This is a genomic window from Campylobacter sp. BCW_6889, from assembly GCF_001762535.1.
GTDB classification, from domain to species: Bacteria; Campylobacterota; Campylobacteria; order Campylobacterales; family Campylobacteraceae; genus Campylobacter_D; species Campylobacter_D jejuni.
On sequence record NZ_MJWZ01000044.1, the window covers coordinates 26,756 to 53,667 of the forward strand.

The 26,912-nt window shown below is 30.5% G+C and carries 29 protein-coding genes, 2 tRNA genes and 1 pseudogene; 12 read left to right on the forward strand and 20 right to left on the reverse strand.

The window, feature by feature from the left end; translation table 11 throughout:
• Positions 1–7: 7 nt before the first annotated feature.
• Positions 8–1,351 (forward strand): sodium-dependent transporter, encoded by a 1,344-nt coding sequence (locus tag AJ939_RS03985; protein WP_070209852.1) that lies wholly within the window; start codon positions 8–10, stop codon positions 1,349–1,351.
• Here the strand turns inward: AJ939_RS03985 and AJ939_RS03990 are convergent.
• The 5 genes from AJ939_RS03990 to peb4 all read right to left on the reverse strand — a co-directional run bounded on the left by AJ939_RS03990 (position 1,343) and on the right by peb4 (position 6,577).
• Positions 1,343–2,218 carry a 1-aminocyclopropane-1-carboxylate deaminase/D-cysteine desulfhydrase gene (locus AJ939_RS03990; RefSeq protein ID WP_053872869.1) on the reverse strand — a complete coding sequence of 292 codons (876 nt, stop codon included), beginning with the start codon at positions 2,216–2,218 and terminating at the stop codon, positions 1,343–1,345. The genes AJ939_RS03985 and AJ939_RS03990 overlap by 9 nt on opposite strands.
• Positions 2,205–3,158 carry an OmpA family protein gene (locus AJ939_RS03995; protein ID WP_002852313.1) on the reverse strand — a complete coding sequence of 318 codons (954 nt, stop codon included), beginning with the start codon at positions 3,156–3,158 and terminating at the stop codon, positions 2,205–2,207. Before AJ939_RS03995 ends, AJ939_RS03990 begins: the two co-directional genes overlap by 14 nt.
• Entirely contained in the window at positions 3,155–4,597 is a 1,443-nt protein-coding gene (locus tag AJ939_RS04000; RefSeq protein ID WP_070209851.1) for a MotA/TolQ/ExbB proton channel family protein, read from the reverse strand. The genes AJ939_RS03995 and AJ939_RS04000 overlap by 4 nt, the downstream gene beginning before the upstream one ends.
• Before the next feature lie 94 nt (positions 4,598–4,691).
• Entirely contained in the window at positions 4,692–5,756 is a 1,065-nt protein-coding gene (gene fbaA, locus AJ939_RS04005; RefSeq protein ID WP_002931943.1) for a class II fructose-bisphosphate aldolase, read from the reverse strand.
• Positions 5,756–6,577 (reverse strand): peptidylprolyl isomerase PEB4, encoded by an 822-nt coding sequence (gene peb4, locus AJ939_RS04010; RefSeq protein WP_002931939.1) that lies wholly within the window; start codon positions 6,575–6,577, stop codon positions 5,756–5,758. The genes fbaA and peb4 overlap by 1 nt, the downstream gene beginning before the upstream one ends.
• An 80-nt stretch (positions 6,578–6,657) precedes the next feature.
• On the opposite strand from peb4, the gene nth reads away from it, so the two are divergent.
• From nth to AJ939_RS04035, 5 genes are read left to right on the forward strand one after another with little or no spacing between them, the layout of a single operon-like run.
• Complete coding sequence (nth, locus tag AJ939_RS04015; protein WP_044779333.1) at positions 6,658–7,284, forward strand: endonuclease III; 627 nt, start codon at positions 6,658–6,660, stop codon at positions 7,282–7,284.
• Positions 7,281–7,931, forward strand: coding sequence for a DNA/RNA non-specific endonuclease (locus AJ939_RS04020; protein WP_070276043.1), 651 nt, complete (start codon positions 7,281–7,283; stop codon positions 7,929–7,931). The genes nth and AJ939_RS04020 overlap by 4 nt, the downstream gene beginning before the upstream one ends.
• A 10-nt stretch (positions 7,932–7,941) precedes the next feature.
• Complete coding sequence (locus tag AJ939_RS04025; protein ID WP_002861298.1) at positions 7,942–8,574, forward strand: trimeric intracellular cation channel family protein; 633 nt, start codon at positions 7,942–7,944, stop codon at positions 8,572–8,574.
• 58 nt (positions 8,575–8,632) lie between these two features.
• Positions 8,633–9,073 carry an EexN family lipoprotein gene (locus AJ939_RS04030; protein ID WP_070248223.1) on the forward strand — a complete coding sequence of 147 codons (441 nt, stop codon included), beginning with the start codon at positions 8,633–8,635 and terminating at the stop codon, positions 9,071–9,073.
• Positions 9,064–9,285: an EexN family lipoprotein gene (locus AJ939_RS04035; protein WP_072225837.1), complete on the forward strand. Its 222-nt coding sequence runs from the start codon at positions 9,064–9,066 to the stop codon at positions 9,283–9,285. The genes AJ939_RS04030 and AJ939_RS04035 overlap by 10 nt, the downstream gene beginning before the upstream one ends.
• On the opposite strand, the gene cmoA is transcribed toward AJ939_RS04035, so the two are convergent.
• From cmoA to AJ939_RS04085, 10 genes are read right to left on the reverse strand one after another with little or no spacing between them, the layout of a single operon-like run.
• Positions 9,275–9,985 carry a carboxy-S-adenosyl-L-methionine synthase CmoA gene (gene cmoA / locus AJ939_RS04040; RefSeq protein ID WP_072225838.1) on the reverse strand — a complete coding sequence of 237 codons (711 nt, stop codon included), beginning with the start codon at positions 9,983–9,985 and terminating at the stop codon, positions 9,275–9,277. The genes AJ939_RS04035 and cmoA overlap by 11 nt on opposite strands.
• Complete coding sequence (locus tag AJ939_RS04045) at positions 9,972–10,826, reverse strand: bifunctional riboflavin kinase/FAD synthetase (RefSeq protein WP_070233256.1); 855 nt, start codon at positions 10,824–10,826, stop codon at positions 9,972–9,974. Before AJ939_RS04045 ends, cmoA begins: the two co-directional genes overlap by 14 nt.
• Positions 10,792–11,553 carry a TlyA family RNA methyltransferase gene (locus AJ939_RS04050; protein WP_002880301.1) on the reverse strand — a complete coding sequence of 254 codons (762 nt, stop codon included), beginning with the start codon at positions 11,551–11,553 and terminating at the stop codon, positions 10,792–10,794. The genes AJ939_RS04045 and AJ939_RS04050 overlap by 35 nt, the downstream gene beginning before the upstream one ends.
• Positions 11,550–12,554 carry a hypothetical protein gene (locus AJ939_RS04055; RefSeq protein WP_079860498.1) on the reverse strand — a complete coding sequence of 335 codons (1,005 nt, stop codon included), beginning with the start codon at positions 12,552–12,554 and terminating at the stop codon, positions 11,550–11,552. The genes AJ939_RS04050 and AJ939_RS04055 overlap by 4 nt, the downstream gene beginning before the upstream one ends.
• On the reverse strand, positions 12,535–14,478 hold the full coding sequence (gene ligA / locus AJ939_RS04060) for an NAD-dependent DNA ligase LigA (protein WP_070276041.1): 1,944 nt from the start codon (positions 14,476–14,478) through the stop codon (positions 12,535–12,537). Before ligA ends, AJ939_RS04055 begins: the two co-directional genes overlap by 20 nt.
• Complete coding sequence (gene folP, locus AJ939_RS04065) at positions 14,479–15,621, reverse strand: dihydropteroate synthase (protein ID WP_070276040.1); 1,143 nt, start codon at positions 15,619–15,621, stop codon at positions 14,479–14,481.
• Position 15,622: 1 nt separating this feature from the next.
• Positions 15,623–16,222 (reverse strand): DNA polymerase III subunit delta', encoded by a 600-nt coding sequence (locus AJ939_RS04070; protein WP_070276039.1) that lies wholly within the window; start codon positions 16,220–16,222, stop codon positions 15,623–15,625.
• Positions 16,223–16,227: 5 nt separating this feature from the next.
• The gene (locus tag AJ939_RS04075) at positions 16,228–16,764 is read right to left on the reverse strand and encodes a HobA family DNA replication regulator (RefSeq protein WP_002861289.1); all 537 of its coding nucleotides are present in this window, start codon (positions 16,762–16,764) and stop codon (positions 16,228–16,230) included.
• Positions 16,765–17,967 carry an aspartate kinase gene (locus tag AJ939_RS04080; RefSeq protein WP_002880294.1) on the reverse strand — a complete coding sequence of 401 codons (1,203 nt, stop codon included), beginning with the start codon at positions 17,965–17,967 and terminating at the stop codon, positions 16,765–16,767. It lies immediately after the preceding gene.
• A 1-nt stretch (position 17,968) separates the two neighbouring features.
• On the reverse strand, positions 17,969–18,439 hold the full coding sequence (locus AJ939_RS04085) for an RNA pyrophosphohydrolase (RefSeq protein WP_044794063.1): 471 nt from the start codon (positions 18,437–18,439) through the stop codon (positions 17,969–17,971).
• Between the two features lie 101 nt (positions 18,440–18,540).
• On the opposite strand from AJ939_RS04085, the gene hemW reads away from it, so the two are divergent.
• The 4 genes and pseudogenes from hemW (at position 18,541) to queA (ending at position 21,833) form a co-directional block, all read left to right on the forward strand.
• The gene (gene hemW / locus AJ939_RS04090) at positions 18,541–19,608 is read left to right on the forward strand and encodes a radical SAM family heme chaperone HemW (protein WP_002881855.1); all 1,068 of its coding nucleotides are present in this window, start codon (positions 18,541–18,543) and stop codon (positions 19,606–19,608) included.
• A gap of 58 nt (positions 19,609–19,666) precedes the next feature.
• Positions 19,667–20,082: pseudogene (gene tatB, locus AJ939_RS04095) on the forward strand (Sec-independent protein translocase protein TatB).
• Entirely contained in the window at positions 20,075–20,812 is a 738-nt protein-coding gene (gene tatC / locus AJ939_RS04100) for a twin-arginine translocase subunit TatC (RefSeq protein WP_002856930.1), read from the forward strand. Before tatB ends, tatC begins: the two are co-directional and overlap by 8 nt.
• Positions 20,805–21,833 (forward strand): tRNA preQ1(34) S-adenosylmethionine ribosyltransferase-isomerase QueA, encoded by a 1,029-nt coding sequence (queA, locus tag AJ939_RS04105; protein WP_002881861.1) that lies wholly within the window; start codon positions 20,805–20,807, stop codon positions 21,831–21,833. Before tatC ends, queA begins: the two co-directional genes overlap by 8 nt.
• On the opposite strand, the gene lpxD is transcribed toward queA, so the two are convergent.
• Genes lpxD through AJ939_RS04130 form a run of 5 tightly spaced genes read right to left on the reverse strand, consistent with a single transcriptional unit; the run spans position 21,822 to position 26,437 of the window.
• Positions 21,822–22,787 (reverse strand): UDP-3-O-(3-hydroxymyristoyl)glucosamine N-acyltransferase, encoded by a 966-nt coding sequence (lpxD, locus tag AJ939_RS04110; protein WP_070276038.1) that lies wholly within the window; start codon positions 22,785–22,787, stop codon positions 21,822–21,824. The genes queA and lpxD overlap by 12 nt on opposite strands.
• Positions 22,784–23,248 (reverse strand): acetolactate synthase small subunit, encoded by a 465-nt coding sequence (gene ilvN / locus AJ939_RS04115; protein WP_002852211.1) that lies wholly within the window; start codon positions 23,246–23,248, stop codon positions 22,784–22,786. Before ilvN ends, lpxD begins: the two co-directional genes overlap by 4 nt.
• Positions 23,245–24,945, reverse strand: a complete 1,701-nt coding sequence (locus AJ939_RS04120) for an acetolactate synthase large subunit (RefSeq protein ID WP_002881862.1) — start codon at positions 24,943–24,945, stop codon at positions 23,245–23,247. Before AJ939_RS04120 ends, ilvN begins: the two co-directional genes overlap by 4 nt.
• 17 nt (positions 24,946–24,962) lie before the next feature.
• A complete protein-coding gene (locus tag AJ939_RS04125) occupies positions 24,963–25,406 on the reverse strand; it encodes a GatB/YqeY domain-containing protein (RefSeq protein ID WP_002852081.1) in 444 nt (147 codons plus the stop codon).
• Between the two features lie 11 nt (positions 25,407–25,417).
• Positions 25,418–26,437, reverse strand: coding sequence for a bifunctional 3,4-dihydroxy-2-butanone 4-phosphate synthase/GTP cyclohydrolase II (locus tag AJ939_RS04130; protein ID WP_070233245.1), 1,020 nt, complete (start codon positions 26,435–26,437; stop codon positions 25,418–25,420).
• 92 nt (positions 26,438–26,529) lie between these two features.
• Between AJ939_RS04130 and AJ939_RS04135 the strand changes: the two genes are divergently transcribed.
• Both AJ939_RS04135 and AJ939_RS04140 read left to right on the forward strand, forming a co-directional pair.
• A tRNA-Gln gene (locus AJ939_RS04135) sits at positions 26,530–26,604 on the forward strand.
• A gap of 33 nt (positions 26,605–26,637) precedes the next feature.
• Positions 26,638–26,713, forward strand: a tRNA-Met gene (locus tag AJ939_RS04140).
• The last annotated feature ends 199 nt before the right edge of the window (positions 26,714–26,912 follow it).

Below are 26,912 nucleotides of genomic sequence, written 5' to 3' on the forward strand. Positions count from 1 at the left end.
GATAATCATGCAAAGACAAACATGGAGTAGCACACTAACTTATATTCTAACAGTTGCTGGAGCAACCATAGGATTTGGAGCAACTTGGCGTTTTCCCTATCTTGTAGGAGAAAATGGTGGCGGCGCTTATGTATTAGTTTTTTGTATAGCCATGATTATCATAGGCATTCCTGTTATTTTAGTTGAAAATGTCATAGGCAGAAAAGCGATGACAAATAGCGTAGATGCTTTCAAACAAAAATGGCAAAGTATTGGATATATGGGACTTTTAGGAAGCTTTGGCATAATGGCTTACTACATGGTACTTGGAGGATGGGTTTTAGTTTATATTTGGGAATTAACCCTAGGGAATTTTAGTCTTGCCAATGTAGTAAGCAAAGAATTTACTCATCAGTTTTTTAACGACAAAATAGCCTTCAATCCTTTAGGAGTTGGTATTTTTACCACTGTTTTTGTAATTATTAATTATATTATTTTAAAAAGAGGCATTATAGATGGTATAGAAAAATCCGTCAAATTTTTAATGCCCTTATTATTTATCTGTCTTATTGTTGTTGTGGGACGCAATTTAACCCTTGATGGAGCTATAGCTGGAGTTAAATTTTATCTTGAACCTGATTTTAGTAAAATTTTATCATCAAAACTTTTAATCGATGTTTTAGGGCAAGTCTTTTTTGCTTTATCCCTAGGTTTTGGGGTGATGATAACACTTTCATCTCATCTTAATAAAAATGAAAATATGGCAAAAACCGCTATTTATACAGGGGTTTTAAATACCATTATAGCTGTTTTGGCTGGTTTTATGATTTTTCCAGCACTTTTCTCAGCAGGACTTGCTCCAGATAGCGGGCCTTCTTTGGTTTTTGAAACTTTACCTATAGCATTTTCTCATATCCATTTTGGTACCATTGTGTGTATTTTATTTTTTGTCTTACTCTTGATTGCAGCTTTAACCACAAGCTTGCCAATTTATCAAGTTATTATTAGCGTATTAGAAGAAAAATTTAAATATTCTAAAAATCTTTCTATTAACCTAACTCTAGGGTTTATCTTCATACTTGGCAATCTTCCTTGTATTCTAACTTATGGGCCTTGGCGTGATATTGTTATCATCAAAGGAAAAAACATTTTTGATAGTTTTGATTTCATTAGTGGAAATATTTTGTTTGTTTTAACTGCATTTTTTTGCTGCATTTATGTAGGTTGGATTTTAGGCAAACAAGAAAGTCTAAAAGAACTTAGCAATAACAATACACTTAAAAGTTCATGGTTTGGAATTTGGTTTTATTATGTAAAATATATAGTACCTTTGATTATTTTAATCATTTTTATCTATGGAATTTTAAACTAATTTTTTAAATTTATATCTCTCTAACATAGTGGAATTTCCTAAAATTCCACCTTGATGTATATAAAGCAATGGTTTTTTCCACTCTTGTTTTAATGCTATACTTAATCCTAAAATATCATACAACAAGTCAAATTCTATATTGCACTTTAACTTTAAATCCATGTAAAGCTCATAAAATTCTTTATACGGTCTAGCAAAGTGATATTTTTTATCACTTGTTAAAAATTCTAAATTTGAAAAATCATAGCTTGGATCTAATGTTAAAATTTGTTTTTTAAGATATTTAATATCACCTACACAAGCGCAAGTAAATACTTTAAATTTAGAATACTTTGCCAAAAAAGCTGCCGAAGTGCCTGTACCCGAAGGTAAAAAAATATCAAAATCGAGCTTTAAACTTTGACTTTGCATTTGAATTTCTTGAGCAAGCTCCATATAGCCATATTGAGCTTCTAAATTAGCCATGCCTTGTTCTATAAAAATATCATCTTTTTTACACAAAGACAAGGCAAATTGCTTTAAGGATAAAGAATGGATATTTTCTACAAAATCAACACCATTTTCTAAAGCTAAAGCATAGTTTCCACAAGGATTATTCTTAAGAAAAGTAGAAATTTTTTCACAAGCAAAAACAAGCTTATATGATCTTTGTTTAGCAAAAATACTTAATGCCGCCAAAGCATTACTTTGGCTTCCTCCATAACTTATAAAAGATTGATTTTTAGGATATCTTTGATGGATATAAAAAGCAAGTTTCCTAGCTTTATTTCCATTAATTTCTCCTAATAAATCATCTCTTTTAATATAAAATTCAAATCCGTTAAAATTGATTTTTTGTATAGGACTAATTGTTTTAATGAAATTCAAAGAATTTTTCTACATCTTTTAAAGCATTATCATTTTTAATGCTAAATTTTATCTCTATGCGACGACTCTTATCCTTATCTTCAACTCCGTTGACAAACACAGGATCCGAAAAAGAACGTCCACTTGCCATTAAAAGCTTTTGAAGCTTATCACTCTTATAAAAAGTATAGATAAAATTCATCACCTCATAAGCTCTTTTTTGCGACAAATCTAAATTATAAATATAAGATCCATCACTATCAGTATGTCCTTCAATAATGATATTTTCAATGTTAGAAAAAATTTTTGGATCTTCAAGAATAGCATCAAAATATTCGCTTAAGATTTTTCTCAAACTTGCCTTTGCTTCATTTTTTAACACATAAGAATCTTTATCAAAAAGTACTTCAGCAGGCAAAGAAATAGATCCTGTCTTTTCATCTATAGTGATATTATTATCAAGTTTGCTTTGCAATTCCTTGCTTAAATTTTCACGAATCAAACCAAGATTTTGCACCTTTTCTTTAGCTTTTTGAAAATCTTCTTGTAAATTTTTAAGCTCTTCATCTTTTTTCTCTAATTGACCTAGTAAAATCAAAATTTGCTTATCTTTATTATCTAAAGTTGAGTTCAAATCTTTACTTAACTGCTTGTAATTTGTAATATTAGCCTCTAATTCTGCTTTTTGAGAATTAGCAAGATTTAAAGCACTAGAAGCATTGTTTAAATCAGAACTTAGTTTAAACACTATAGCTTCTTTATTTCTAAGCTCTTCTTTGCTCTCCTCTAAGCGTGCCTCTTGTTTATTGAGATTGTCTTTAATTTCTTTTAAATCACTTTGAGTTAAAACATATTTTACAACAATAGCACCTATTAGCAAAATAAAAACAAACAGCAATCCTGCCATTAAATCAGCATAAGCTATCCAAAAATTGCTATCTTCTTTTGACTCATTTTTCATTTATTTTCTTTATCTTCATTTTTTAACTCATCATTGCTTTCTTGCTTAGATATTTCTGCTTGAATTTCATCTTGATTTTCTTCAGTCTTAGACTCTGAAAAATCTTCTATTTGTTTGGTTTCATTTTCTTTATTTTGATTTCCATCCCCAGAAAGCTTACTCATCATTTGACTTGTTTCTTCATCAAGTGCTTTCATTTCTTTTTTAAGCTCATCCATCATTTTGATTTTAGCATCGATACTTTTTTCTTCTTCATATACTTCCTTAAATTTATGCATACCTTCAAACAAGCTTGCTTTAAATCCCTCAAAAACCTTTTCTTGACTTTCCAACATTGCTTTTTCATAAAGTTCAAAATTTTTGCCAAAACGCTCTACTTTTTCATCGAATGCACTTAGCGTCTTATCAAGATGATGAATTTTATCACTACTGATATCGAGCAAGCGATTATATTGTTCTGACATTCTTGTATTGATTTCTTTCAAATTTTGATTGAGCAAACCTATGCCATTTAACATTTCACTATAAAGCTTTCCAAGATCGCGTTGATCTCTTTGTGCTTTACTAAGCTCACCCATGGTTTGTTTGATGTGTTCACTACTTAATCTAATAGCTTTTTCTTCTACATTTAGCATATCTTGAAAAATGCCAAATTTTCTATCAATAGCATGATCAAGCTCTGCAAAAAAATCATCATTGCTAACTTGTTTAAAAATTGCTCCAATTTTTTCAAAATGTTGCAAACTCTCAGTTAAATATCTTTGATCAAGCTCTTCTTTTGTCCAAAAAAATCCACTTGTAGCGTTTTTTTGACGATTTAGTAAACGATCTATTTTACTTTTACCATATTTTTCAAAAAACATCCACCATAATGCAAGAAAAATTCCATAAATTGAAACATAAAAAGCAGTTCCTACTCCACTTAACAAATCTGCAATTTCTTGTTCTAAAGCGGCTGTATCACTAGAACTAAAATTTGGCATTGAAAAAGCTATGCTGATAAAAGTTCCTAAAATTCCCATCATTGGAAAAATTGCCGAACCTATACTAGCAAAATTCTCATTTCTTGCACCTTTAATATATGTATAAGCAAAGTCATCAAAATTGGCATTTGATTTCGTGTCTTTCCCTATGGCAAGAAAATGCCTCATAATATGTCTTTTTAAAGCCTGTTTAAATTCATCTTTTTGTTGCTCAAAAATACTATACGCATACTCAGCACTATGTCTAGCAAAAATCAATGCTGTAAAAAAAATCACACCTGTCATAATAACCGTATGTAATTCAACCTTAAAATCAATTACATTAAAATAACCTAATAAAATCAAAATATAAAGAAAAGCTGGAATAAAAATAATTTTAAAATAAACCAAAGAACCTCTTGCATCTTTGCCTTCAGGCAAAACAAGTTCTGAAATTTCATCTGATTTAATCTCCATGAAACCAATACCTCAATAAAAATTTTATTTTAAAGATTGCTACTTAATTTGATAAAAATTTTTAAAACAAAATAAAACTAAGCCTTTAAAATGCTTAGTTTTTGTTTATACAGTTTAAATCTTCAAAAGCGACTTCAAGACGCTTTATCATGCTTTCTTCACCACTCCTTAACCAAACACGCGGATCATAGTATTTTTTATTTGGCTTGTCATCACCTTCTGGATTTCCAATTTGTCCTTGCAAATAAGCCCTATTTTTAAGTTCATATTCACGTACCCCATCCCAAAAAGCCCACTGGGTATCTGTGTCAATATTCATCTTAATTACGCCATAACTTACTGCATTTTTAATATCTTTTAGCTCGCTACCGCTACCACCATGAAATACAAAATTTATAGGCTTATCATTTTTTAAAGCAAATTTATCTTTGACAAATTTTTGCGAATTTTTTAAAATTTCAGGTTGTAAGCTAACATTTCCTGGTTTGTAAACTCCATGTACATTTCCAAAGCTTGCTGCAATTGAAAATTTATCACTAATTTTTCCAAGTCTTTCATATGCAAGTGCTACATCTTCTGGTTGGGTATAAAGCTTAGAATTATCAATACCTGTATTATCCACTCCATCTTCTTCGCCACCTGTACAACCTAGTTCTATTTCAAGTGCGACACCTAAAGCATCAAGTTTTTGAAGATAGACTTCACAAGTGTTAAGATTTTCTTCTAAACTTTCTTCGCTAAGATCAAGCATATGGGAACTAAATAAAGCTTGTCCATGGGTTTTTTTATATTGTGCATTTGCCTCAATAAGCCCATCAATCCAAGGTAAAAGTTTTCTTGCGGCATGATCAGTGTGTAAAATCACAGGTACACCATAAGCTTTAGCAAGTAAATGTACATGTTTAGCCCCACTAATTGCACCTAAAACTTCTCCATTAGGACAATTTTTCCCTGCATAAAATTTTGCCCCACCATTTGAAAACTGGATAATAACTGGAGAGTTAACTTTTTTTGCAGATTCTAAAACTGCATTAATAGAATCAGTTCCTACAACATTAACAGCAGGGATAGCAAAACCCTCTGCTTTAGCATAGTCATAAACTTTATTAAGCTCATCTCCGCTAATCACCCCTGCTTTTACAATGTCTAAAACACCCATTATTTATATTCCACTTTAGCACTATTTAAAAGATCTTGGCCTTTTTGATTGATAACTTTTTTAAATTCTTCAAATTTAAGTCCGTTTTCAATACCTTGTTTTACTTCATCAAATTTGATTTGACCTTTAGCCTGCGAATTTTCTTTTAAGATTACATGATAGCCAAAATTCGTTTTTATTGGAGTTGTAGTAATAGTACCATTTTTAAGTGCAAAAGCAGCATCTGTAAAAGGCTTTACCATAGTTGATTGATCAAACCAACCAAGCTCACCACCTTGGTTTTTTGAACCTGGATCAATTGATTTCTCTTTAGCAAGCTCACTAAATTTAGCATCTAGTTCTTTACCTTTTAAACCTTTAAGTTCGTTAATAATATCCTTAGCTTCTTTTTCTGTCGCTACTAAGATATGTTTTGCTTGCACTCTCGCAGGTTTTACGTATTTGTCTTTATTTTGATCATAAAAAGCTTTAACTTTAGCCGCATCAATTTTAATTGTATTTAAAATTTTCTCTTGATAAACATTAACAAGTATTGCATCTTTTGCACGATCAAGTTCTTTTGTGTATAAAGGATCTTTTTCTAAATTTTGTTTTTTAGCATCTTGCAAAATTAAGTCTTGCATAATATACTGCTGAATAAGAGCTTTTTTTTGATTATCTGGCAAAGTTTTAAAATCCTGTCCTCTAAGCATAGGGGCAAAAAATTCACTTACTTCTGTATCACTAATGCTCTTGCCATTAACAGTGGCTACTGTAGCTGCATTTACATTTAAAGCTACACCTGCAATCAAAGCTGCTGCAACTAAAGAAATTTTTTTCATTGGGTTTCCTTTTTAATAAAATGTATATAAAATCGATTATATCTAAACTTGGTTTAAAGCTAATTAACTAAAATTAAAAAATGAAAAGAAATTTAGAAATCAAAGAGCTTTTTTTAAAACATTTTGAGAAACCTGTAACAGAACTTAAATTTTCAAATTTATACGAACTATTAGTCTGTGTGATGCTTTCAGCCCAATGCACTGATAAAAGAGTTAATCTCATCACTCCTGATCTTTTTAAAGCTTATCCTGATATCAAATCTCTTGCAAATGCAAATTTATCAAGCCTTAAAACCTACATACAAACTTGTTCATTTTTTAATAATAAAGCACAAAATCTTATAAAAATGGCAAAATCAGTTTGTGAAAATTTTGACGGAGAAATTCCCCTTGAAGAAGAGAAATTAAAATCCTTAGCAGGCGTGGGACAAAAAACCGCCCATGTGGTTTTAATAGAATGGTGTGGAGCAAATTTCATGGCTGTAGATACTCATGTTTTTAGAGTTTCTCACCGCTTAGGACTTAGCAAAGCAAAAACTCCAGAAGCTACAGAAGAAGATTTAACACGCATATTTAAAGATAATCTTAACTATCTTCATCAAGCCATGGTTCTTTTTGGACGCTACACTTGTAAAGCTAAAAAACCTTTATGTAAAGAATGTTTTTTAAATCATCTTTGCAAAAGTAAAGATAAGGAACTTAAATGAAAATTTTCATCTTTTTACTCGCTATATTTCTTAATATTTTCGCCTTAGAATCTTACGAGCCTAGTGCTGTTTTTTCTTCTTATTTTAACAACATAAATTGCTCGCAAATCTTAGATAAGTTTTTTTATCTAAATTGCTATGATTATAAACTCAAAGGTACAAAAGCCGTTGCTTATAAAGTAGAAGCTTCAAATTTAAAAAATAAACAAATTAAAAAACGCCCTCGCTTTGAAGATGATACAAATATTCCTAAAAAATACCGCACTACTTGGAGTGATTATAAAAACAGCGGCTACACGCGAGGACACACTGCACCCAATGCTTCTTTTAGCTTTAGTAAAGCTGCTCAAAATTCAGTATTTTTAATGAGTAATATTACCCCACAAATTGCACAAATAAATAATAAAATTTGGAATGAAATCGAGCAAAGAGAAAGAAATTTGGCTTTCAAATTTCAAAGTATCGAGGTTTTAAATTTGGTACTTTACGATAAAGAACCACAATACATTAAAAACCGTATTGCTATACCAAGTTTTTATGTAAAAATTATTAAAACTCCGAAATTTAAAGAATGCTATCAAGTACCAAACCACGAAGTAAATGATGAAAATATTAAACAGTATCAAATAAATTGTGATAAATTTTAAGGTATAAATTATGGAGATAAATGCTCTTACAATAACCACTCTTTATATCATAGGTATTTCCGCAGAAGGAATGACAGGGGCTTTAGCTGCAGGACGCCATAAAATGGACCTTTTTGGAGTTATTTTTATTGCTCTCGTAACAGCAATTGGAGGTGGAAGCATACGAGATGTGCTTTTAGGACATTATCCTTTAACTTGGGTTAAACATCCTGAATATATTATTTTAATCTGTTTTTGCGCCCTTATAGCCACAAAAATTCCACGTGTAGTAACCAAACTTGAAACTTTATTTCTAACTCTTGATGCTATAGGACTTGTTGTTTTTAGCATACTTGGAGCTCAAATAGCCATAGATCAAAATCATGGGTTTATCATAGCCGTTGCTGCTGCTGTAATTACGGGTGTTTTTGGTGGAATTTTAAGAGATATTTTATGTATGAGAATCCCTTTGGTATTTCAAAAAGAAATTTATGCAGGAATTGCCATAATTGCAGGAGCAATCTATTATTCTCTAATAATGTGGCTTGAGCTTAATGCTCTAGTTTGCACACTTTTAACTCTTTTTATAGGAGTTATTGCAAGGCTTTTAGCTATCAAATATCAATGGTCTTTACCTATTTTTTCTTATAATGAAGAAAAATAATTTATCGTTGCTTTATACAAGTTTGCTAAGATGCTAAAAATTTTTAGGAGATTGATAAATGCAAAGACTAAGTATTTTACTTACAATTTTAATAATTATTAATATAACAGCTTGCGATAGCAAAACAGAAAATTACTACAAAAATCATCCTAGCGAAGCAAAAGAAAAAGCAAAAGAATGCAAAGAAAGCGGAACTCTTAGCGAAGATTGTATTAATGCATTAGAAATTGGTATTAAGCCAACAAATGAAGAGAGTAAATACAGTCCAAACACACCAAAAAAATCTGATAATCAGATATTAGAAGCTTTAAAACAAAATGATTTAAAAAAAGAAAAAATCACAAAAGATATTAACCAAAGTTCAGAAAATAATGAAAGTATTATAATGCCGCCCATAGCAGAAACACCTTCTGAAATTTATCCTTCCAAAACAACAGAAAACCATCAAAGTTCTATCTTTAGTGATGATATTAATATAACACAGGAAAAATTACCATGAAAATAACTCTTTTTTTAAGCCTTATTGGTATATTTTTTGCAGCATGCGAACAAACCAAAAGTGTAGAATATTATCAAAATCACCCTGAAGAAGCAAAAAAAAGAAGTTTAGAATGCAGGCACAAAGCTATCATCAGTCAAGATTGTGTTAATGCGTATAAGGTAGGTTTTCCAAAAGATGAATGGGAAAATGAAAATATCTCTAATCCTTAAAAGCTATAAAAGTTTCAAAATTTGCCCATTTAAAAATACTTTCTATTTTCTTAAAACCTGCCTTTTCTAGCATGTTTAAATTTTCTTTTTGACTATAAGGAATTAAAACATTTTCTAAGGCTTCTCTTTTAGCTGCAATTTCAAATTTAGAATAGCCTTGTTTTTCTTTGTAGTCTGCATAAAGTTCTATGATATTTTTAGACAAAAAAGCATCTTCATAAAGGATTTTTTCACTCATAATCAAAATGCCTTTAGGATTTAAATTTTTATAAATTTTATCAAGCAATTCCTGTCTTTTAGGAGGACGAATAAACTGCATGGTATAATTTGCCACAAAAACATCGCAAGTAAAAAAATCAAATTCGCATAAATTAGCTTCAAAAAAACTTATATCAAGTCCATAAGCTTTAGTTTTTGACTTTGCAACTTCAAGCATAGAAGCAGAATTATCCACGCCAAAAAGTTTAAAATCCTTTCTTAGATTTGCCAACAAAATCAAAAAATTAGCACTTGAACAGCCCAAATCACAAATACTTGCATTTGCAAGTAAAATTTTAGCCAATAAATTAGCACAAAGTTCTAAATTTTCCCTATAAAATGGTACAGAACGATTAATCATATCATCAAAAACACTAGCCACGCTTTTATCAAATTCAAATTGTTTTTTAGGGCTTTGTTTAAAAAGTTCATCTTTCATCATTTTTCCTTAATAATTCTCTAGCTTGTTCTATGTCTTTGGCAATTTGATTTTTAAGTTTTTTTAGATCTTGAAATTTCTGATTCTCTCTTAGAAAAGATATAAACTCAAGTTCGAAAAACTCCCCTTGTGTGAAATTTTCACCCAATTCCTCTAAAATATGACTTTCTATGGCAAAATTTTCATCGCTTGATCTTACACCTAAAAAACTCACACTTTTATAAATATTTTTTTGGCTTTTTAACAAAGTAGCATAAACACCATTTTGAGGCAAAAAATAGCCTTTACAATCTAAATTTATAGTCGCAAAAAGTTCTTTAGAGCCCAAACCTTGTCCTTTAATCAACTTTCCTTTAATACTATAATCTCTTCCTAAAAATTCTTTTGCTTTTTGTAAATTTGCTTTTGATAAAAAATCCTTAATTAAACTTGCATGAACACCTACTCCGCCTATACTAAATTCATCAACTATTATAGTTTTTATCCCACTTAAAGACTCAATATCTTTAGCACTATAAGCCCTATTTTTCCCGAAAGAAAAATCATATCCCACTACTATAAATTTCAAATTGATAAATTCTTTTTTCAAAAAGCTTAAAAAATCTTTACCATCTAAAGATTTTATACTTTCAAAATCCACTTCTATAACTTTTTTTCCTGAAATTTCTTCTTTTTGACGATTTGAACAAAGAAATTGACCCTTAAATTTATTAATAACCAACAAAGCCCCATTCTCATCTAAACATTTTACAAGTTTTAGATGCCCTAAATGTATACCATCAAAACAACCTATAGCTAAAGAAGTAATATTAATTTTTGATATAGTAGTAAAAATATTCAACATTACCTTCCTTTCCTTTAATGCTTGATTTTTGCGTATTTTTTAAAAGCCAACCTAACTTAGCACATGCTTTTTCAAAATCCATTCTTGCCTTTAAGATTGCCTTGTCATCTTTTAAAACACCTTTTTTATCTCTTTTGATATTTTTTCCCACTTCAAACTGAGGTTTAAAAAGTAAAATAATTTCCTTTAAAGCTAAATTATCAATATAATAAAGTAAATTAATAAGAGAAATAAAACTCACATCACAAGTAACAAGTTCAAATTTTTCTTCACTTTTAAAGGCTCTAAGATCTGTATTTTCATGCAAGATAATTATTTCATTTGCTCTTAAACTTGGATGGAGTTGATTACTACCCACATCAAGAGTAGTGATTTTTAAAGCCTGATTTTCAAGTAAAATTTGCACAAAACCGCCCGTGCTAGATCCTATATCAAGACAATTTTTATGTTTTATTTCAATATCATTTTCTTCTAAAAAATTTTTTAATTTCAAAGCTGCTCTTGAAACATAAATTTCACTTAAAAGATCCAATTTTAACTCATTGGCTAAAAGTATATCTTCAAGATTTAAATCTTGCGTTTTTTTTAAATTTTCTAAAAAATTTTTCACATCAAAAGAAGCTTTAAAACTTTTACCATTAAGTAAAATCTCTTCATTTTCTATAAGCTCTAAAGCTTTATTTCTACTGATATTTAAACGCTTTGAAACAAAAAAATCAAATCTCATTTTAAACTCTCATTTATTCTTTTTTCCAAGTCTTCTTTTTCTTTAGAAAACCACCAAATTCCTATTTCAAAAGCATTTTTTTTAAAAATTTCTCTAAGATCTTTAAGATCTTTTTCAAAAAGATCTTTTTCTTTTTGAATTAAACTTAAGTTATTATCTTTTAAAAAATTAAAATTATTCATCCATAAAAGTATTTGTTCTTGTTCAGATTTTAAGGCATTATTTCTTTGCTCTTTTAAAAAATAACTTCCTAAAACCATGATAAAACATAAAAATAAAACAATTATTTTTATGTTTATTTTCAAAACAAAATTAAAAACAAAAGCCAAAAGAGAGCAAAACATAAAAAAATTAAAAAAATCAAAAATAAAATTTAAAGCTCTAAAGCTCAAATATCCAAAATGAGAAAAAATAAAAAGTTTTAAATTTGAAACAAAATACAAAAATTCAGATAAAAAATCAAAATAAACAAAAGAAGCACTCTTATAAGCAATGATTTTCCTAGAAAAAAGTTCTAAATTTAAAAGCTCATTGTAAGTAAAAAAAAGCCCATAAAATGCATAAAATAAAGCGGTAAAAAAACTAGCGATAACAACTATTCTAAAATCATTATAAGCATTATTTACAAATTGCAAATGCAATTCTTTTTTTAAAAATATCATCAATAAAGGCAAAATTATAAATATAAAAACTAAATCAATTTTTTCAAGATTTAAAAAATTTAAAAATAAAGAAATAAGTCCAAAAATCGCCAAGAAAAAACTAAAAATATAAAGATAAAAATCCCCCATACTAATACGATAAAACAAACTTCCCTTAATCAAAGTAGCTTCTTTTATAATATTTTTTCTAAGCTTTAAAAATAAAAAGAATTCCCAAAAAAGTGTTAAGAAAATAGGAATTAAAAAAAACAGAGAAAAAGCACTCCTTTGCCAAGTTAGCAAAAATCCAAAAAGGCTTAAAAGTGTTAAAATATAAGAACTATTCTTTAACAAGTTCATTAAAAGCACTTTCATCTATACATTTTACTTCAAGCTCTTTAGCCTTACTAAGCTTAGAACCTGCCTCTTCTCCAAAAAGCACATAGTCAGTCTTTTTAGAAACCGAGCCGCTTACCTTACCCCCAAGCTTTTCTATCAAAGCCTTAAACTCATCTCTTGGACGCGAAAGAGTACCTGTAATCACAAAAGTTTTACCAAAAATCACACCATCGCTTTTGATTTCAAGTTTTTCTATTTTCAAATTTAAAAGCTTGTAAAACTCATCAATTCTTGTATGATTAACGCGCGTAAATTCGCAAAGACTTAAAGCCATTTGCTCTCCAAAACCTTCTAAATTGGCATAAGCTTCAAAGCTTTGCTTGTGCCACTCTTTACCAAAACTTAAGCTTAATTTTTTAGCCGCAACCTCGCCAATATGCTCTATCCCTAAAGCTGTGATAAAACGAAAAAGCTCACATTCTCTTGCTTGTTCTATAGCATTTAAAAGATTGTTGATTTTCTTTTCCTTAAAGCCTTCCAAACCTTCAAAATCACTAAATTTTAAATGAAAAATACTCTCAAGTGTAGTGATTTTTTTGTGCTTGTATAAAAGTTCTACTATATTTTCTCCAAGTCCATCGATATTAAGACATTTTTTAGAAACAAAATGAATGATAGAATTTACAAGTCTATCTTCACAATCTATATTTTGACATTTTATTAAAGTTCCTTCATCCAAAAGCTCACTTTGGCAAGTAGGACAAAGTTTAGGGCGTAAAATTTCCATCTCTAAACCTTCTCTACGCTCTTTAAAAACCTTAGTAATTTTAGGGATAACATCGCCACTTCTTATCACGCTTACAAAATCATTGATTTTAACATCAAGTCTTGCAATCTCATCAAAATTATGAAGGGTGGCTGATTTTACTACAACCCCATCTAAATTTACAGGCTCTAAAACCGCCACAGGAGTGATCACCCCACTTCTTCCTACTTGTAAATTTACCCCTGTTAAACGCGTGGTTTTTTCAAGTGCAGGAAATTTAAAAGCTGCCATAAATTTTGGAAATTTTACCGTATAGCCTAATTCTTCACAAAGCGCAAGATCATCAACTCTTACCACCATTCCATCCATCATCATAGGCTTTTTTTCTCTTAAAGCTAAAAGCTCATCATAAGCTTTTAAAACCTCATCTAAATTAGCGCAAAGTCTTACAAAATCATCTTTTAAAAAACCAAGCTCTCTGATAAATTGCATCACCTCACTATGTTTAGTAAAATTTAAGGTATTTTCCCCTACTCCCCAAGGATAAAATTTCAAATTTCTTTCTTTAGTGATGCTTGTATCAAGCTGCCTCAAACTCCCGCTTGCAGCATTGCGTGGATTAGCAAATAAACTTTGATTTAAAAGAGCTCTTTTTTCGTTGATTTTCTCAAAATCATCTTTTAAAATCACCACTTCTCCACGAATTTCTATCCTTTCTTTATAGGCTATATTTTTAGGTATATTTTCTATCTCAAAAACATTAAGTGTTATATCCTCGCCCACTTCGCCATCACCTCTAGTGGCACCGCTTACTAATTTACCATTTTCATAAAGCAAATTTAGACTCGCTCCATCAAATTTAGGCTCTATAAAAAAGTTTTTTTCACATTTTGTGCGTTTTGCCCAAGCCCTAAGCTCACTCTCATCAAACACATCTTCCATCGACCACATACGCTTTAAGTGAGCTATTTTTTTAAACTCGCTTTGTATGGCAGGAGCTATTTTTTGCGTTGGAGAGTCTTTTGAAATTTCATCTTTGTTTTGTTCTTCAAAAACTCTTAATTCTCTGATTAAAGCATCGTATTCTTCATCACTAGCCAAGGGTTCATCTTTTTCATAATATGCCCTCATCCACAAATTTGCTAAAGCAACTTTTTCTAAATACTCTTCTTTTTTCATCTAAACTCCTATATTGTCCATTGCCTGCACTAAAGCAAAAAGTTGTTTGTGCTCGTATAAATCATGCACTCTTATAATACTAGCACCATTTTCAAAAGCCTTTAAATGCAAATACAAAGTTCCTGCTAAACGATCTTTAATCTCGCTTTGAAAATACGCATTAATCACACTTTTGCGACTCGCACCTATAAGTAAAGGTTTATTAAATTGCAAAAAATGCTCTAAGTGTTTGATTAAAATCATATTATGTTCCGCACTCTTTCCAAAACCAATACCTACATCTAAAATACTTTCTTTTACTCCAAAACTTTCTAAAAGTTCAAGTTTTTCTTTAAAAAACAAAGTCATCTCATCGAGCAAATCTTCATAAAAAGGATTATCTTGCATGTTATTCGGATTGTTTTGCATGTGCATTAAGCAATATTTTGCCTCATATTTACTTGCAAGTTTAGCCAGATTAAGATTTCTTAAACTTGTAATATCATTTATAAGTTTAAAACCCTTATTTAAAGCATATTCTAGACAATATTCATCAAAACTATCTAAACTAAAAATCGCTTTTTCATGATAATTTTTCTCATAAATTAAATCAAGTACTTTTTTTAGTCTTTTAAATTCCTCTTCCTTGCCACAATACTCACTCCCAGGTCTCGAACTAACCGCACCTATATCGATATACTCAGGCTTTAAAGCAAGAAAGTCATTAAGCCTTTTTTCAAAGTCTTCTTCACTCACACGACTTTTTGCATTAAAACTGTCTTCATTGACATTAATCACTGCCATAAGCTCAGCTTTTTTTGGTTTTAAAAAATCTTTTTGCAAAAAAAGAGCCAAATTTTTAAGTCCAAAATCTTGAAGTTTTTCTTTAGCAATAAGTTTTTGAATTTGTTCTTTACTTGCCATTAAAAGTGCATTTGAATGAGTGATTTTTGCGGTAATTATTTCTTTATGGGTGATGAGCTCAGCTCCTACTCTTAAGGCATCTTGTTTTAAAATATTTGCTGCAGGAGTAGAAATATCTTTGATAAAAATAAAATGAATTTTTGTTTTTTTACTCATAATCTTTTGCCCCATTTTATGAGGGTTTATGAAAGAACAAAGTAAATTAAAATCGGTATTTGGATTGATTTTAAAAAATTTCATTTTATTTCTTTGTATAGTAATTTAGCAAAAGAGTAGCTAAAAGCACCCCACTTTTAGAATTTAATTTTGCAAGCTCATAGCTTTCATAAAAGAACTCTAATTCTTCAGCATTAAAATCTTTATATTTTACACATTCTTTAGCAAGTAATGCAATTTGTTCCATAAGTTCATTTTTATCCAAATTTTCATTTTTTTGCAAAAAATCAAAAAGCATTCTTAAATCCATTCTTTTAAGATCCAAATCAAGTTGTTTAACCTCCTTTTCAACTTTTCTTTTTTCACAAATAAGACGTGATTTTATAGTGGGCAAAAGTAAATTTTTAGAAGGTACCACGATAAGAAATTTAATATTTTTTGGAGGTTCTTCAAGAAGTTTAAGTAAAAAATTTTGTGCTTCTACCCTATAAGAATCCGCCATTAAAACAATAATTTTTTCTTCAGTTTCTGCGATATAGCTTTCTTTTTCAACTGCTCTTGCATCATCGAGTAAAAATTCATTTTGTGGCATAAAAAATCTTAATTTTTTAATACCAAAATTATTAATCATTTCTTCTTTAATACCTAAAAAATCTTCACTGATAATAATCTTACTAATAAACAAAATATTTATCCTAATTGCACCTTGGAAAATAATATTGCATCCAAACTTACATCAAAAAGTTGATATAAACTAATAAGCTTGATATCCAAGTCTTTATCTTTAGAATTTAAATAAAAACTATCTTGCAACTGCTCATCAAAAAGCCACAATAAACTATCATCTCTTGATTTAGCGATTAAAGATTTATTATCAGAAGCACTTCCTATATAAAAATACACATAACCATTAGGAAAAGAAATGTCAAGCAAGTCGTTAAGCAAAGCTATATCCTCTGAACTTTGCACTTTCTTTTTACATAAAGAATTTAACGACACAAAAGGAAGCATGGGACGAGCGGCTTTTGAATTTATATTTTTTAAAAAATACTCTTCATACCAAGATCTTTGTTCATCACACATTAAGACAAAAGTGCGTCCCTCTAAAAGATATTTAAGTCTTGCAGCCATCAAAGGAGCCCATTCTAAACGACGCGACTCCAACCATGCCATAAAAGCTCCGCCATTGCGAATATTTTCAAGAGTAAAGCTTAAAAAATCACTCATTTATTTATCAAGCCCATAGCACTCATGTAGTGCTCTAACTGCAAGTTCTCCGTATTTTTCATGAACTATCATCGAAATTTTTATTTCACTAGTAGAAATCATACCGATATTAATACCCTCATCAGCTAAAGCTTTAAAAGCCTTGCTTGCCACCCCTGAATGCGACTTCATACCTACACCCACTATGGAAACTTTTACCACAGCGCTATCGCTTTCTATGGTTGTTTTTGGACTTAAAATTTTTTGCATAGCATTTTTGACTAATTCAAGTTCATTTTGAGGAACTGTAAAACCTAAATTTGTAGCACCATCAACTCCAACATTTTGTATAATCATATCTACATTAATATTTTCATTTGCTAAAACAGAAAAAATTTCAGCTGCGATTCCAGGTTTATCTTCTACATTTCTTAAAGTCACTCTTGCTTGATTTTTATCTAAAGCAATACCACTTACTAAAGCTTGTTCCATTCCATCTTCCTTTGTTATCATTGTTCCTTCGTTATTGTTAAAACTACTTCTGGTTACTAAGTTAACATTTAATTTTTTTGCAAGCTCTACAGAACGATTTTGCAAAACTTTTGCACCCAAACTTGCAAGTTCAAGCATTTCTTCATAAGAAATTTTATCCAATTTCTTTGCCTTTGGTTCAATTCTTGGATCTGTTGTATAGACCCCATCAACATCGGTATAAATTTCACACAAATCCGCATTTAAGGCACCTGCTACTGCCACAGCACTTAAATCGCTTCCGCCACGCCCTAAAGTAGTTACATTACCTTCCTCATCTACACCTTGAAAACCCGCTATAACGACTATTTTACCATTTTGAAGTTCTGATTTTATCGCTTTTGTATCAATATGATGAATTCTTGCCTTTGTAAAAACACTATCTGTAATAATTCCTGCTTTTCTCCCAGAAAATGATATAGCAGGATAACCCTTTTCATTTAAAGCAATAGAAAGTAAAGCGCTTGTTACACGCTCTCCGCTACTTAAAAGCATATCCATATCTTTGCCATTAGGAGTTTTACTAAAATATTCAGCTTGCTCGATAAGAGTATTTGTCACCCCACTCATTGCAGATACTACAACAACAAGTTGATTACCCTGTTGCGCACTTTGGATAACCCTATTGGCTACTGCTTCGATACGCTCAAGTGTTCCAACGCTTGTTCCACCATATTTTTGAACTATAAGCATTTTAGATATAACCTTTCTCTTCAAAATATTTGATCACTTTAACATAAATATTTTTTTTGAAATGATTAATCATTTCAAAAATTTGTTTAACACTCACAAATTGATAATCATCAAATTCAGGATGCTTGGTATTGATATTGATTGTAGCACTGTGCTTTAAACGCACTAAAAAATATTTTTGAATCTGTCCATCATAAGGATACATTTTTTTAACAATTTTACTCGGAAAATCATAACTCAACCATTCTGGATACTCAGCAATGATTTCAACCTCATCGGTGCCTATTTCTTCTTTTAGTTCTCTAAATAAAGCGTTTTTGACACTTTCACCTTTATCAATACCTCCTTGTGGAAATTGCCAAATATTATCCATATCACTTCTTCTAGCTATAAAAATCTTACACTCAAAAGGATAAGAACTTGACAAAATAACAGCTGCAACATTTGGTCTATAATTTTTCTCGTTTTCCACAATATTTTTCCTTAATTTAAAGGAAATAATTTTAACCTAAATCAAATCAAATTTTTATTAAAATACATTAAAAAAATTTAATAAAATATTTTAGGGTTTTTATGCATTTTTATATCCATATTCCATTTTGTGAAAGCAAATGTAATTATTGTGCTTTTACAAGTTTGAAAAAAAATGATTATGAAAAAGCCTATTTTAAGGCTTTAAAAGAAGATATTGTTTTTCAATTAAAACAATTTAACATTCAATCAAATCAAATTAAAACCTTATTCATAGGCGGAGGAACACCAAGTTGTGTTGATGCGTATAATTATGAAGATATTTTTAAAATTTTATATCCTTTACTAGATAAAAATGTAGAAATTTCATGCGAAGCTAATCCCAACTCAGCAACATTAAATTGGCTTAAAAATATGAAAAATCTAGGAGTTAATCGCATTTCTTTTGGAGCTCAAAGTTTTCATCCTAAAAAACTTCACTTTCTTGGAAGAATTCATAATCAAGAAATGATTATCAAAGCATTAGAAAACGCAAATAAAGTAGGTTTTAAAAATATCAATTTAGATCTTATTTATGATACAAAATTAGACAATAAAAAAATGCTTGAATTTGAACTCTTATACTTAAAACAAATCAAGGCTTTAATCACACACCTTAGTGCTTATAATTTAACCATAGAATCAAACACAGCCTTTGCCAAAAAAGAACACTTTAAAAAAAATGCTCCTAATTTAATGAAATTTTTCATCAAACAACTCCTAGAGCTTGACTTTTTTCAATATGAAATCAGTAATTTTTCAAAAACCAAAGCCCAAATTTGCAAACATAATCTTGCTTATTGGCAAGGAAAAAACTACCTAGCTTGTGGATTAAGTGCGGTAGGATTTTATGAAAACAAGCGTTTTTATACAGCAAAAAATTTAAAAAATTACATAGAAAATCCCACTTTTAGATCTATAGAGCAGCTAAGTTTTAAAGACTTGAATTTAGAACACCTATTTTTAGGACTTAGAAGTATAGTAGGGATTGATGAAACAAAACTCAATCAATGGCAAAAAGACAAAATAAATATATTATTAAAAGAAAAAAAACTTTTTTACAAAAATAAAAGATATTTTAATCCTAATTTTCTCATTAGCGATGAGCTTGCTTTATATCTCTCATCTTAAATTTAAGTTTTTTAAGTAAAATATTTATTTAAAATATCAAATCAAAGAGTAACGATTAATGAGTTTTGGTGAAATTATAGTTATTTTAGTTGTAGCGATTTTAGTCTTAGGGCCTGATAAACTTCCAGAAGCTATAGTACAAATAGCAAAAATTCTAAAAGCTGTAAAACGCAACATAGATGATGCAAAATCAAGCATAGAAAAAGAAATACGCATCAATGACTTAAAAGAAGAAGCTAAGAAATACAAAGATGAATTTTCAAGCACTAATGAAAACATACGCAAAAAACTCAGTTTTGAAGAATTTGATGACCTTAAAAGAGATATTTTAGATAAAACAAAGGTAGATTTAACCTTTGATAGCAGAGATGATAACACAAAAAATAACCTTAGCGGACAAAATTTAAATACAGAAGAAAAACCAAATCTTAGCAAATTAGAAACACAAGATAAAACGGAAAAATAAATGTTTGAAGAATTAAGACCTCATTTAATAGAACTTAGAAAACGCCTTTTTATAAGCGTTGCTTGCATTGTAGTTATGTTTATTGTATGTTTTGCTCTACGAAGCTATATCTTAGATATTCTAAAAGCTCCACTTATAGCTGTTTTGCCCGAAGTAGCCAAACATGTGAATGTAATTGAAGTACAAGAAGCCTTATTTACTGCAATGAAAGTTAGTTTTTTTGCGGCCTTTATCTTTTCTTTACCTGTAATTTTTTGGCAATTTTGGAAATTTGTAGCTCCGGGACTTTACGATAATGAAAAACGCCTTGTGGTGCCTTTTGTTAGCTTTGCAAGCATTATGTTCGCCTTAGGGGCTTGTTTTTGCTATTTTGTTGTAGTGCCTTTGGCTTTTAAATTTTTGATTAATTTTGGTTTAAATGAAGATTTTAATCCTGTGATTACCATAGGAACTTATGTAGATTTCTTTACAAAAGTTGTTGTGGCTTTTGGTTTAGCTTTTGAAATGCCTGTAATTGCCTTTTTCTTTGCTAAAATCGGGCTTATAGATGATAGTTTTTTAAAACGCCATTTTCGCATAGCTGTTTTAGTTATTTTTGTTTTTTCAGCCTTTATGACTCCACCTGATGTTTTATCTCAATTTTTAATGGCAGGACCACTTTGTGGACTTTATGGACTTTCTATTTTAATTGTTCAAAAGGTAAATCCTGCCCCAAAAGATAAAGAAAGCGATGAATAAAGACTTACTTCTTTCAAGCTATGATTACACTCTAGCTAACGAACTCATAGCCAACTATCCTACAAATCCAAAAGAAGATGCTAGGCTTTTGGTTTTTGATCGCAAAAACAAAGAAATTTTTCACACTACTTTTAAAAATTTACAAGACTTTTTACCCAACTGCGCGATTTTTTTCAATGATACTAAAGTTATTAAAGCAAGAATTTATGGCAATAAAGCAAGCGGAGGAAAAATAGAGCTTTTCTTACATCAACCTTTTTTAAATTCTCACAATCCGCTTTTTCTAGCTCAAATTAAAGGGCGTGTTAAAAAAGATGAAATCTTATATTTTAAAGAGGATTTAAAAGCGCGCGTTGTAGAACTTTTAGATGATGGTCTTCGAAAAGTTCAATTTTTTCAAAATGATAAAACCTTAGACACCTCAAATCTTTATAACCTGCTTGACAAGATAGGACATATACCCTTGCCTCCTTATATTAAAAGGGAGGATGAAAAAAGTGATTTGAAAGATTATCAAAGTATCTTTGCAAAAAATTTAGGCGCGGTAGCTGCTCCAACTGCAAGTTTACATTTTAGTGAGACTATGCTTGAAAATTTAAGAAAAAAACACGAAATTTACCATTTAACCTTACATGTAGGAGCTGGAACCTTTAAAAGCGTAGAATGTGAAAATATACAAGAGCATAAAATGCATAGCGAATTTTTTAATATTCCGCAGCAAGCATGTGAAATTATAGATTCAAAACAAGCTATTTTAGGCGTAGGAACAACGGTAACAAGAACTATAGAATATTACGCAAGAACTAAAACAAAAAATGGTTTTTGTGATCTTTTTTTACACCCGCAAAATCCACCTATAAGACAAAATCATCTTTTGACCAATTTTCATTTACCAAAATCTACTCTTATCATGCTAGTTTCAGCTTTTATCGGTAGAGAACAGTGTTTAAAACTTTATGAACTTGCCATAAAAGAAAAATATCGCTTTTACTCTTATGGCGATGCGATGCTAATCTTGTGATTTTTCTTTAAAATTTATTGCTATTTTAGCTTGAAGTTTTAGCCAATCTTTTTGAAGCATGATAGGAAAACCACCATAAACGCGCCCGCCTTCTAAATTTTTACTCACACCGCCTCTTGCAGCTATAGTACTAAAATCGCCTATTTTTAAATGTCCACTCGTTGCACTTTGACCACCCATAATAACATTGCGTCCTAACTCACTTGAACCTGAAATTCCAGTTTGTGCTACAATGATACAATTTTGACCTATATTGCAATTATGTCCGATTTGAACTAGATTGTCTACCTTAGTGCCTGCTTTGATAATAGTACTATCAAAAACTGCTCTATCTATAGTTGTACAAGCCCCCACTTCTACAAAATCTTCTAAAATCACATTGCCATTATGATAAATTTTATAATGTTCGCCGCTTTTATTGTGCGCATAACCAAAACCATCGCTTCCTATTACACAATTGGCAAGCAAATGACATTTTTTACCTATTTTAGTGTCATTATAAATCACTACATTAGGATGGATAATACTCTCATCACCAATGCTGACATTATCGCCTATATAAGCTCCTGCCATAATGATTACATTATCACCTATATTTACATTATCACCTATATAGACATTAGGCATAATTCTTGCGCTTTTTGCGATATTTTGCACTTTTTCTTTAGCTGTGCTTATCAAAGGCTTAGCAAAAAGCTTGCTTAAAAAAGCAAAATTCAAATGTGGATTTTGAGTAATCAAAGCTTTAGTGTCCTTAGGTACTAAATTTTCATATTCTTTAGATACTAAAATAGCAGCAGCTCCTGTGTGAGGTATATCTTTGGTATTTTTCTCACCATCACAATAAGTAAGCTCTGTAAAATTTGCTTTCAATAAAGAATTTAAAGCACTGATTTCTATATCCTCACCTTTATACTCTAAGCTTAAAAATTCTGCTATTTCACTTAATTTCATTTAATCTCCATCAAAACAGATCCACTGCGAACTATATCACTAGGATTGTATTTTTTAATTGTTTTTAAAAAATTATCAATGCGATTTGCATCATCAGCAACCATTAAAAACAAAAAATTCTCATTACTATTTGCAATAGTACCATTATAAGCTTTCAAAACGGCATCAAGTCCACCTAAATTTTCATTTAAAGGAATTTTCACCAAAGCCATTTCTTTGTCAATAAATTCTTCACTTTCTATCACTTTATAAGTAGGAATAAGCTTATGAAGTTGTTTGACTATCTGCTCAAAAGTTCTTTCATTTCCTGAAGTGACTATATTAATACGCGAAAATTCTTTATTTTCCAAAGGTGCTACTGTGAGCGAGTCAATATTATAACCTCTTCCTGAAAAAAGTCCTACTATACGAGATAAAACCCCATGCTCATTTAAAACAATTACCGATAAAACCCTTCTCATTGTCTATCCTTTGCCTTTGGTAAAATCATATTATAAATCGCACTTCCTGCAGGCACCATAGGTAAAACATCTTCAAAGCGATCAATTTTTACATTTAAAAGAGAGGTTTTATCACTTTTTAAAGCTTGGTTAAAAGCTTGAATGAATTCTTCTTTGCTTGAAATTTCATAACCTTCGCAACCAAAGCCTTGAGCAATTTTGATAAAATCAGGCTGAGTGCTTAAATCTGTTTGTGAAAAATGCTCTTTATAAAACATACTTTGCCATTGTCTTACCATACCTAAAAAGGCATTATTTAAAATAATATTTATAGTTTTTATACCATACTCACGAGCAGTCATAAGCTCTTGGATATTCATTAAAACCGATCCATCACCTACGAAATTAATCACCACTTCTTCATCCACAGCAAGCTTTGCACCCAAAGCAGCAGGCAAAGAATATCCCATAGTTCCTTGCCCTCCACTTGTTGCAAGCTGTCTTGGATAATTAAAAGGATAAAACTGTGCTACCCACATTTGATGCTGACCCACATCGGTAATAATCCTTGCATCAGGAGCCATCTTCGCACATTCTTCAATCACCCATTGCGGTTTTAAAACTTCATTGCTATCTTCATAAGAAAGTGGATAAAGTTCATTATAACGCTTTAAAGTTTCGTGCCATTCTTTAAAAGTTGTGTTGAAATTTTCCTTTTTAAGCTCTTCTAAAAGCTCTTTAAGAACTTCTTTAATATCTCCTACTATAGGATAATGCGCATTGATAATCTTTGAAATAGAACTAGGATCAATATCAACATGAACTATAGTCGCATGTTTGGCAAATTCACTTGTTTTTCCTGTAATCCTATCATCAAATCTCGCTCCTACACTCACAAGCAAATCACACTCACTTAAAGCCATATTAGCAGCATAGCTTCCATGCATGCCTGCCATTTTGAGATTAAAAACATCATCACTTCTTAAAGTTCCAAGCGCCATCAAGGTTTCAACTGCTGGAATTTTTGTAAATTTTACAAGCTCTCTGATTTGCTCACTTGCATTAGAACTGATACAACCTCCACCCAAGTAAAATAAAGGTCTTTTTGCTTCTTTTAAAAGCTCTGCAAATTTTTTAATTTGCTTTGAGTTACCCTTATAAACAGGCTTATAAGTTTTCATAGAAATTTCTTTAGGATATTCCCAAAGTCCCAAAGTTGCACTTACATCTTTTGGCACATCTATATGCACAGGCCCAGGTCTACCACTTCTTGCTATATAAAAAGCCTCTTTTAAAATGCGTGGAAACTCTTCTATGCAAGTAACTAAATAATTATGCTTTACACAAGGTCTTGAAATACCTACTGCATCAATTTCTTGAAAAGCATCTGTACCAATAAGAGAATTTGCCACCTGCCCTGAAATCAATATTAAAGGGATAGAATCACTATAAGCCGTAGCTAGGCCTGTAATAGTATTTGTAAAACCTGGTCCGCTTGTAACTATAGCTACGCCCACTTCTCCGCTCATTCTTGCGTAAGCATCAGCAGCATGCAAAGCCGCTTGTTCATGACGCACTAAAATATGTTTAAAATACTTTTGATTGTAAATTTCATCATAAATATTAAGCGCAGCGCCTCCAGGATAGCCAAAAACAATTTTAACATTTTCTTCTTTTAAAGCCTCGCAAATCATTGCTGAACCGCTTAACTCTTTCATAATAACACTCCAAAAAATTATTGTAAAAGCTCTTTAAGTGCTAAATTAAGTCTTTTACCATCAACACTCGCACCTAATTTTATTTTAGCTTCTTTCATTACCAAACCTTGTTCTTTTAGTGAACTTACACCCAATTCTTCTATAAGTTGTTTTAAGGCTAAAGTTAACTCCTCATCACTTAGTTGTTTAGGCAGATAAATTTCAAAAAGACTTATTTCATTTTGTTCTTTTTGTGCTAAATCTTCACGATTTGCCTTAAGATAAAGTTCGATTGCGTCTTTGCGTTTTTTGATTTCACTTGCAATGATTTTATAAATTCTTTCATTATCTAATTCTATTCTTTCATCCACTTCTATTTGCTTAAAAGCTGCATTTAGAGTTCTTAAACTATCTCTTTTAAAATCATCTTTTTGTTTCATTGCCTCTTTGATATCGTTTAAAATTTGTTCTTTTAAAGTCATTTTTTTCCTTTTTAGTTAAAATTACAAGCTTTAAGATTTAAACCAAAACCTTCTAAGCCTATATAGTCTTTATCACAACTTTGAGATAAAAGTTTAATTTCTTCTATACCAAAATATCTTAAAATCTGTGCTCCTATACCATAGTTTTTGTATTGAGTGGTACTGGATTTTTCTCCTTGCATGAAAACTATAACGCCACCATTTTCACTAAGAAATTTGATTTGCTCTAAAAGTTTTGAAAATTTATCTGAAGTTAAAAGCTCAAAATCACTACCACTGATATGAAATTTAACATTTTCACATTTTTTTATATCTTTAAAGCAAAAAGCTATATGTTGGGTTTGATTATGATCGCTAAAGATAAATTTTTCTGCTTTAAAGCCTGCTAAAACACTTTGACTTTTTTCTTCAAGCTTAATAAGGCTTTCATGTTTTAGGCGATATTCTATAAGATCACTTACGGCTATCATGTTTAAATCATGCTTTTGGCAAAAAAATTCTAGATCTTCTCTTCTTGCCATATCTCCATCATCTTTTACGATTTCACAAATCACACAAGCACCTTTTAATCCTGCTAATTTACAAAGATCAACCGTACCTTCTGTATGACCTGTGCGTTCTAAAACTCCGCCTTTTTTTGCGATTAAAGGATTGATATGTCCTGGTCTTACAAAATCACTCGCTTTAGCATTATCATCAGCAAAAATTTGTATAGTCATATTTCTTTCATAAGCACTAACTCCCGTTGTAGCATCTTTTGCATCTACGGTTATGGTAAAAGCGGTTTCGTGGTTTGAAGTATTTTTAGGCACCATTAAAGGAAGTTCAAATTTTTTTGCCAAAGTTTCATCTAAAGCTACGCAAACCACACCACGAGCTTCTTTTATCATGAAATTTACTTTTTCTTGAGTGCTAAATTGCGCAGGAAAGATTAAATCGCCTTCATTTTCTCTATCTTCTGCATCTACCATTACAAGCATTTTCCCTGCTTGTAAATCCCTAATCGCTTGTTCTACGTTAACAAATTTCATCTTTATTTCCTTAAAATTTTTAAAATTATAACTTAAATTGCTTGACAAATAAATTAAAATTCACTATAATTACACTTTTAAAAAATATTTATTGGGGTATCGCCAAGCGGTAAGGCAACAGGTTTTGGTCCTGTCATTCAGGGGTTCGAATCCCTTTACCCCATCCACTTCTTATTTTATATTTCAAATATCTTATATGCCGCGAAGTAGAGCAGTGGTTAGCTCGTCGGGCTCATAACCCGAAGGTCGGGAGTTCAAATCTCCCCTTCGCAACCAAATGTATTAATCTTCAATCCTCTTCACTTCTTTTTAATCGTATTAAAATAATTTAAAATGATTTATTGTTAATCTTAGCTGAGTTTTTAAAATACTTTAAAAGAATGATTGCAATCTAAAAAGAGTTTAACAACCTTAAAAACATCCATCCTAATAATTTTAAAATTATCAGGATGAAATTTTTAACAAGTAGGAGAGT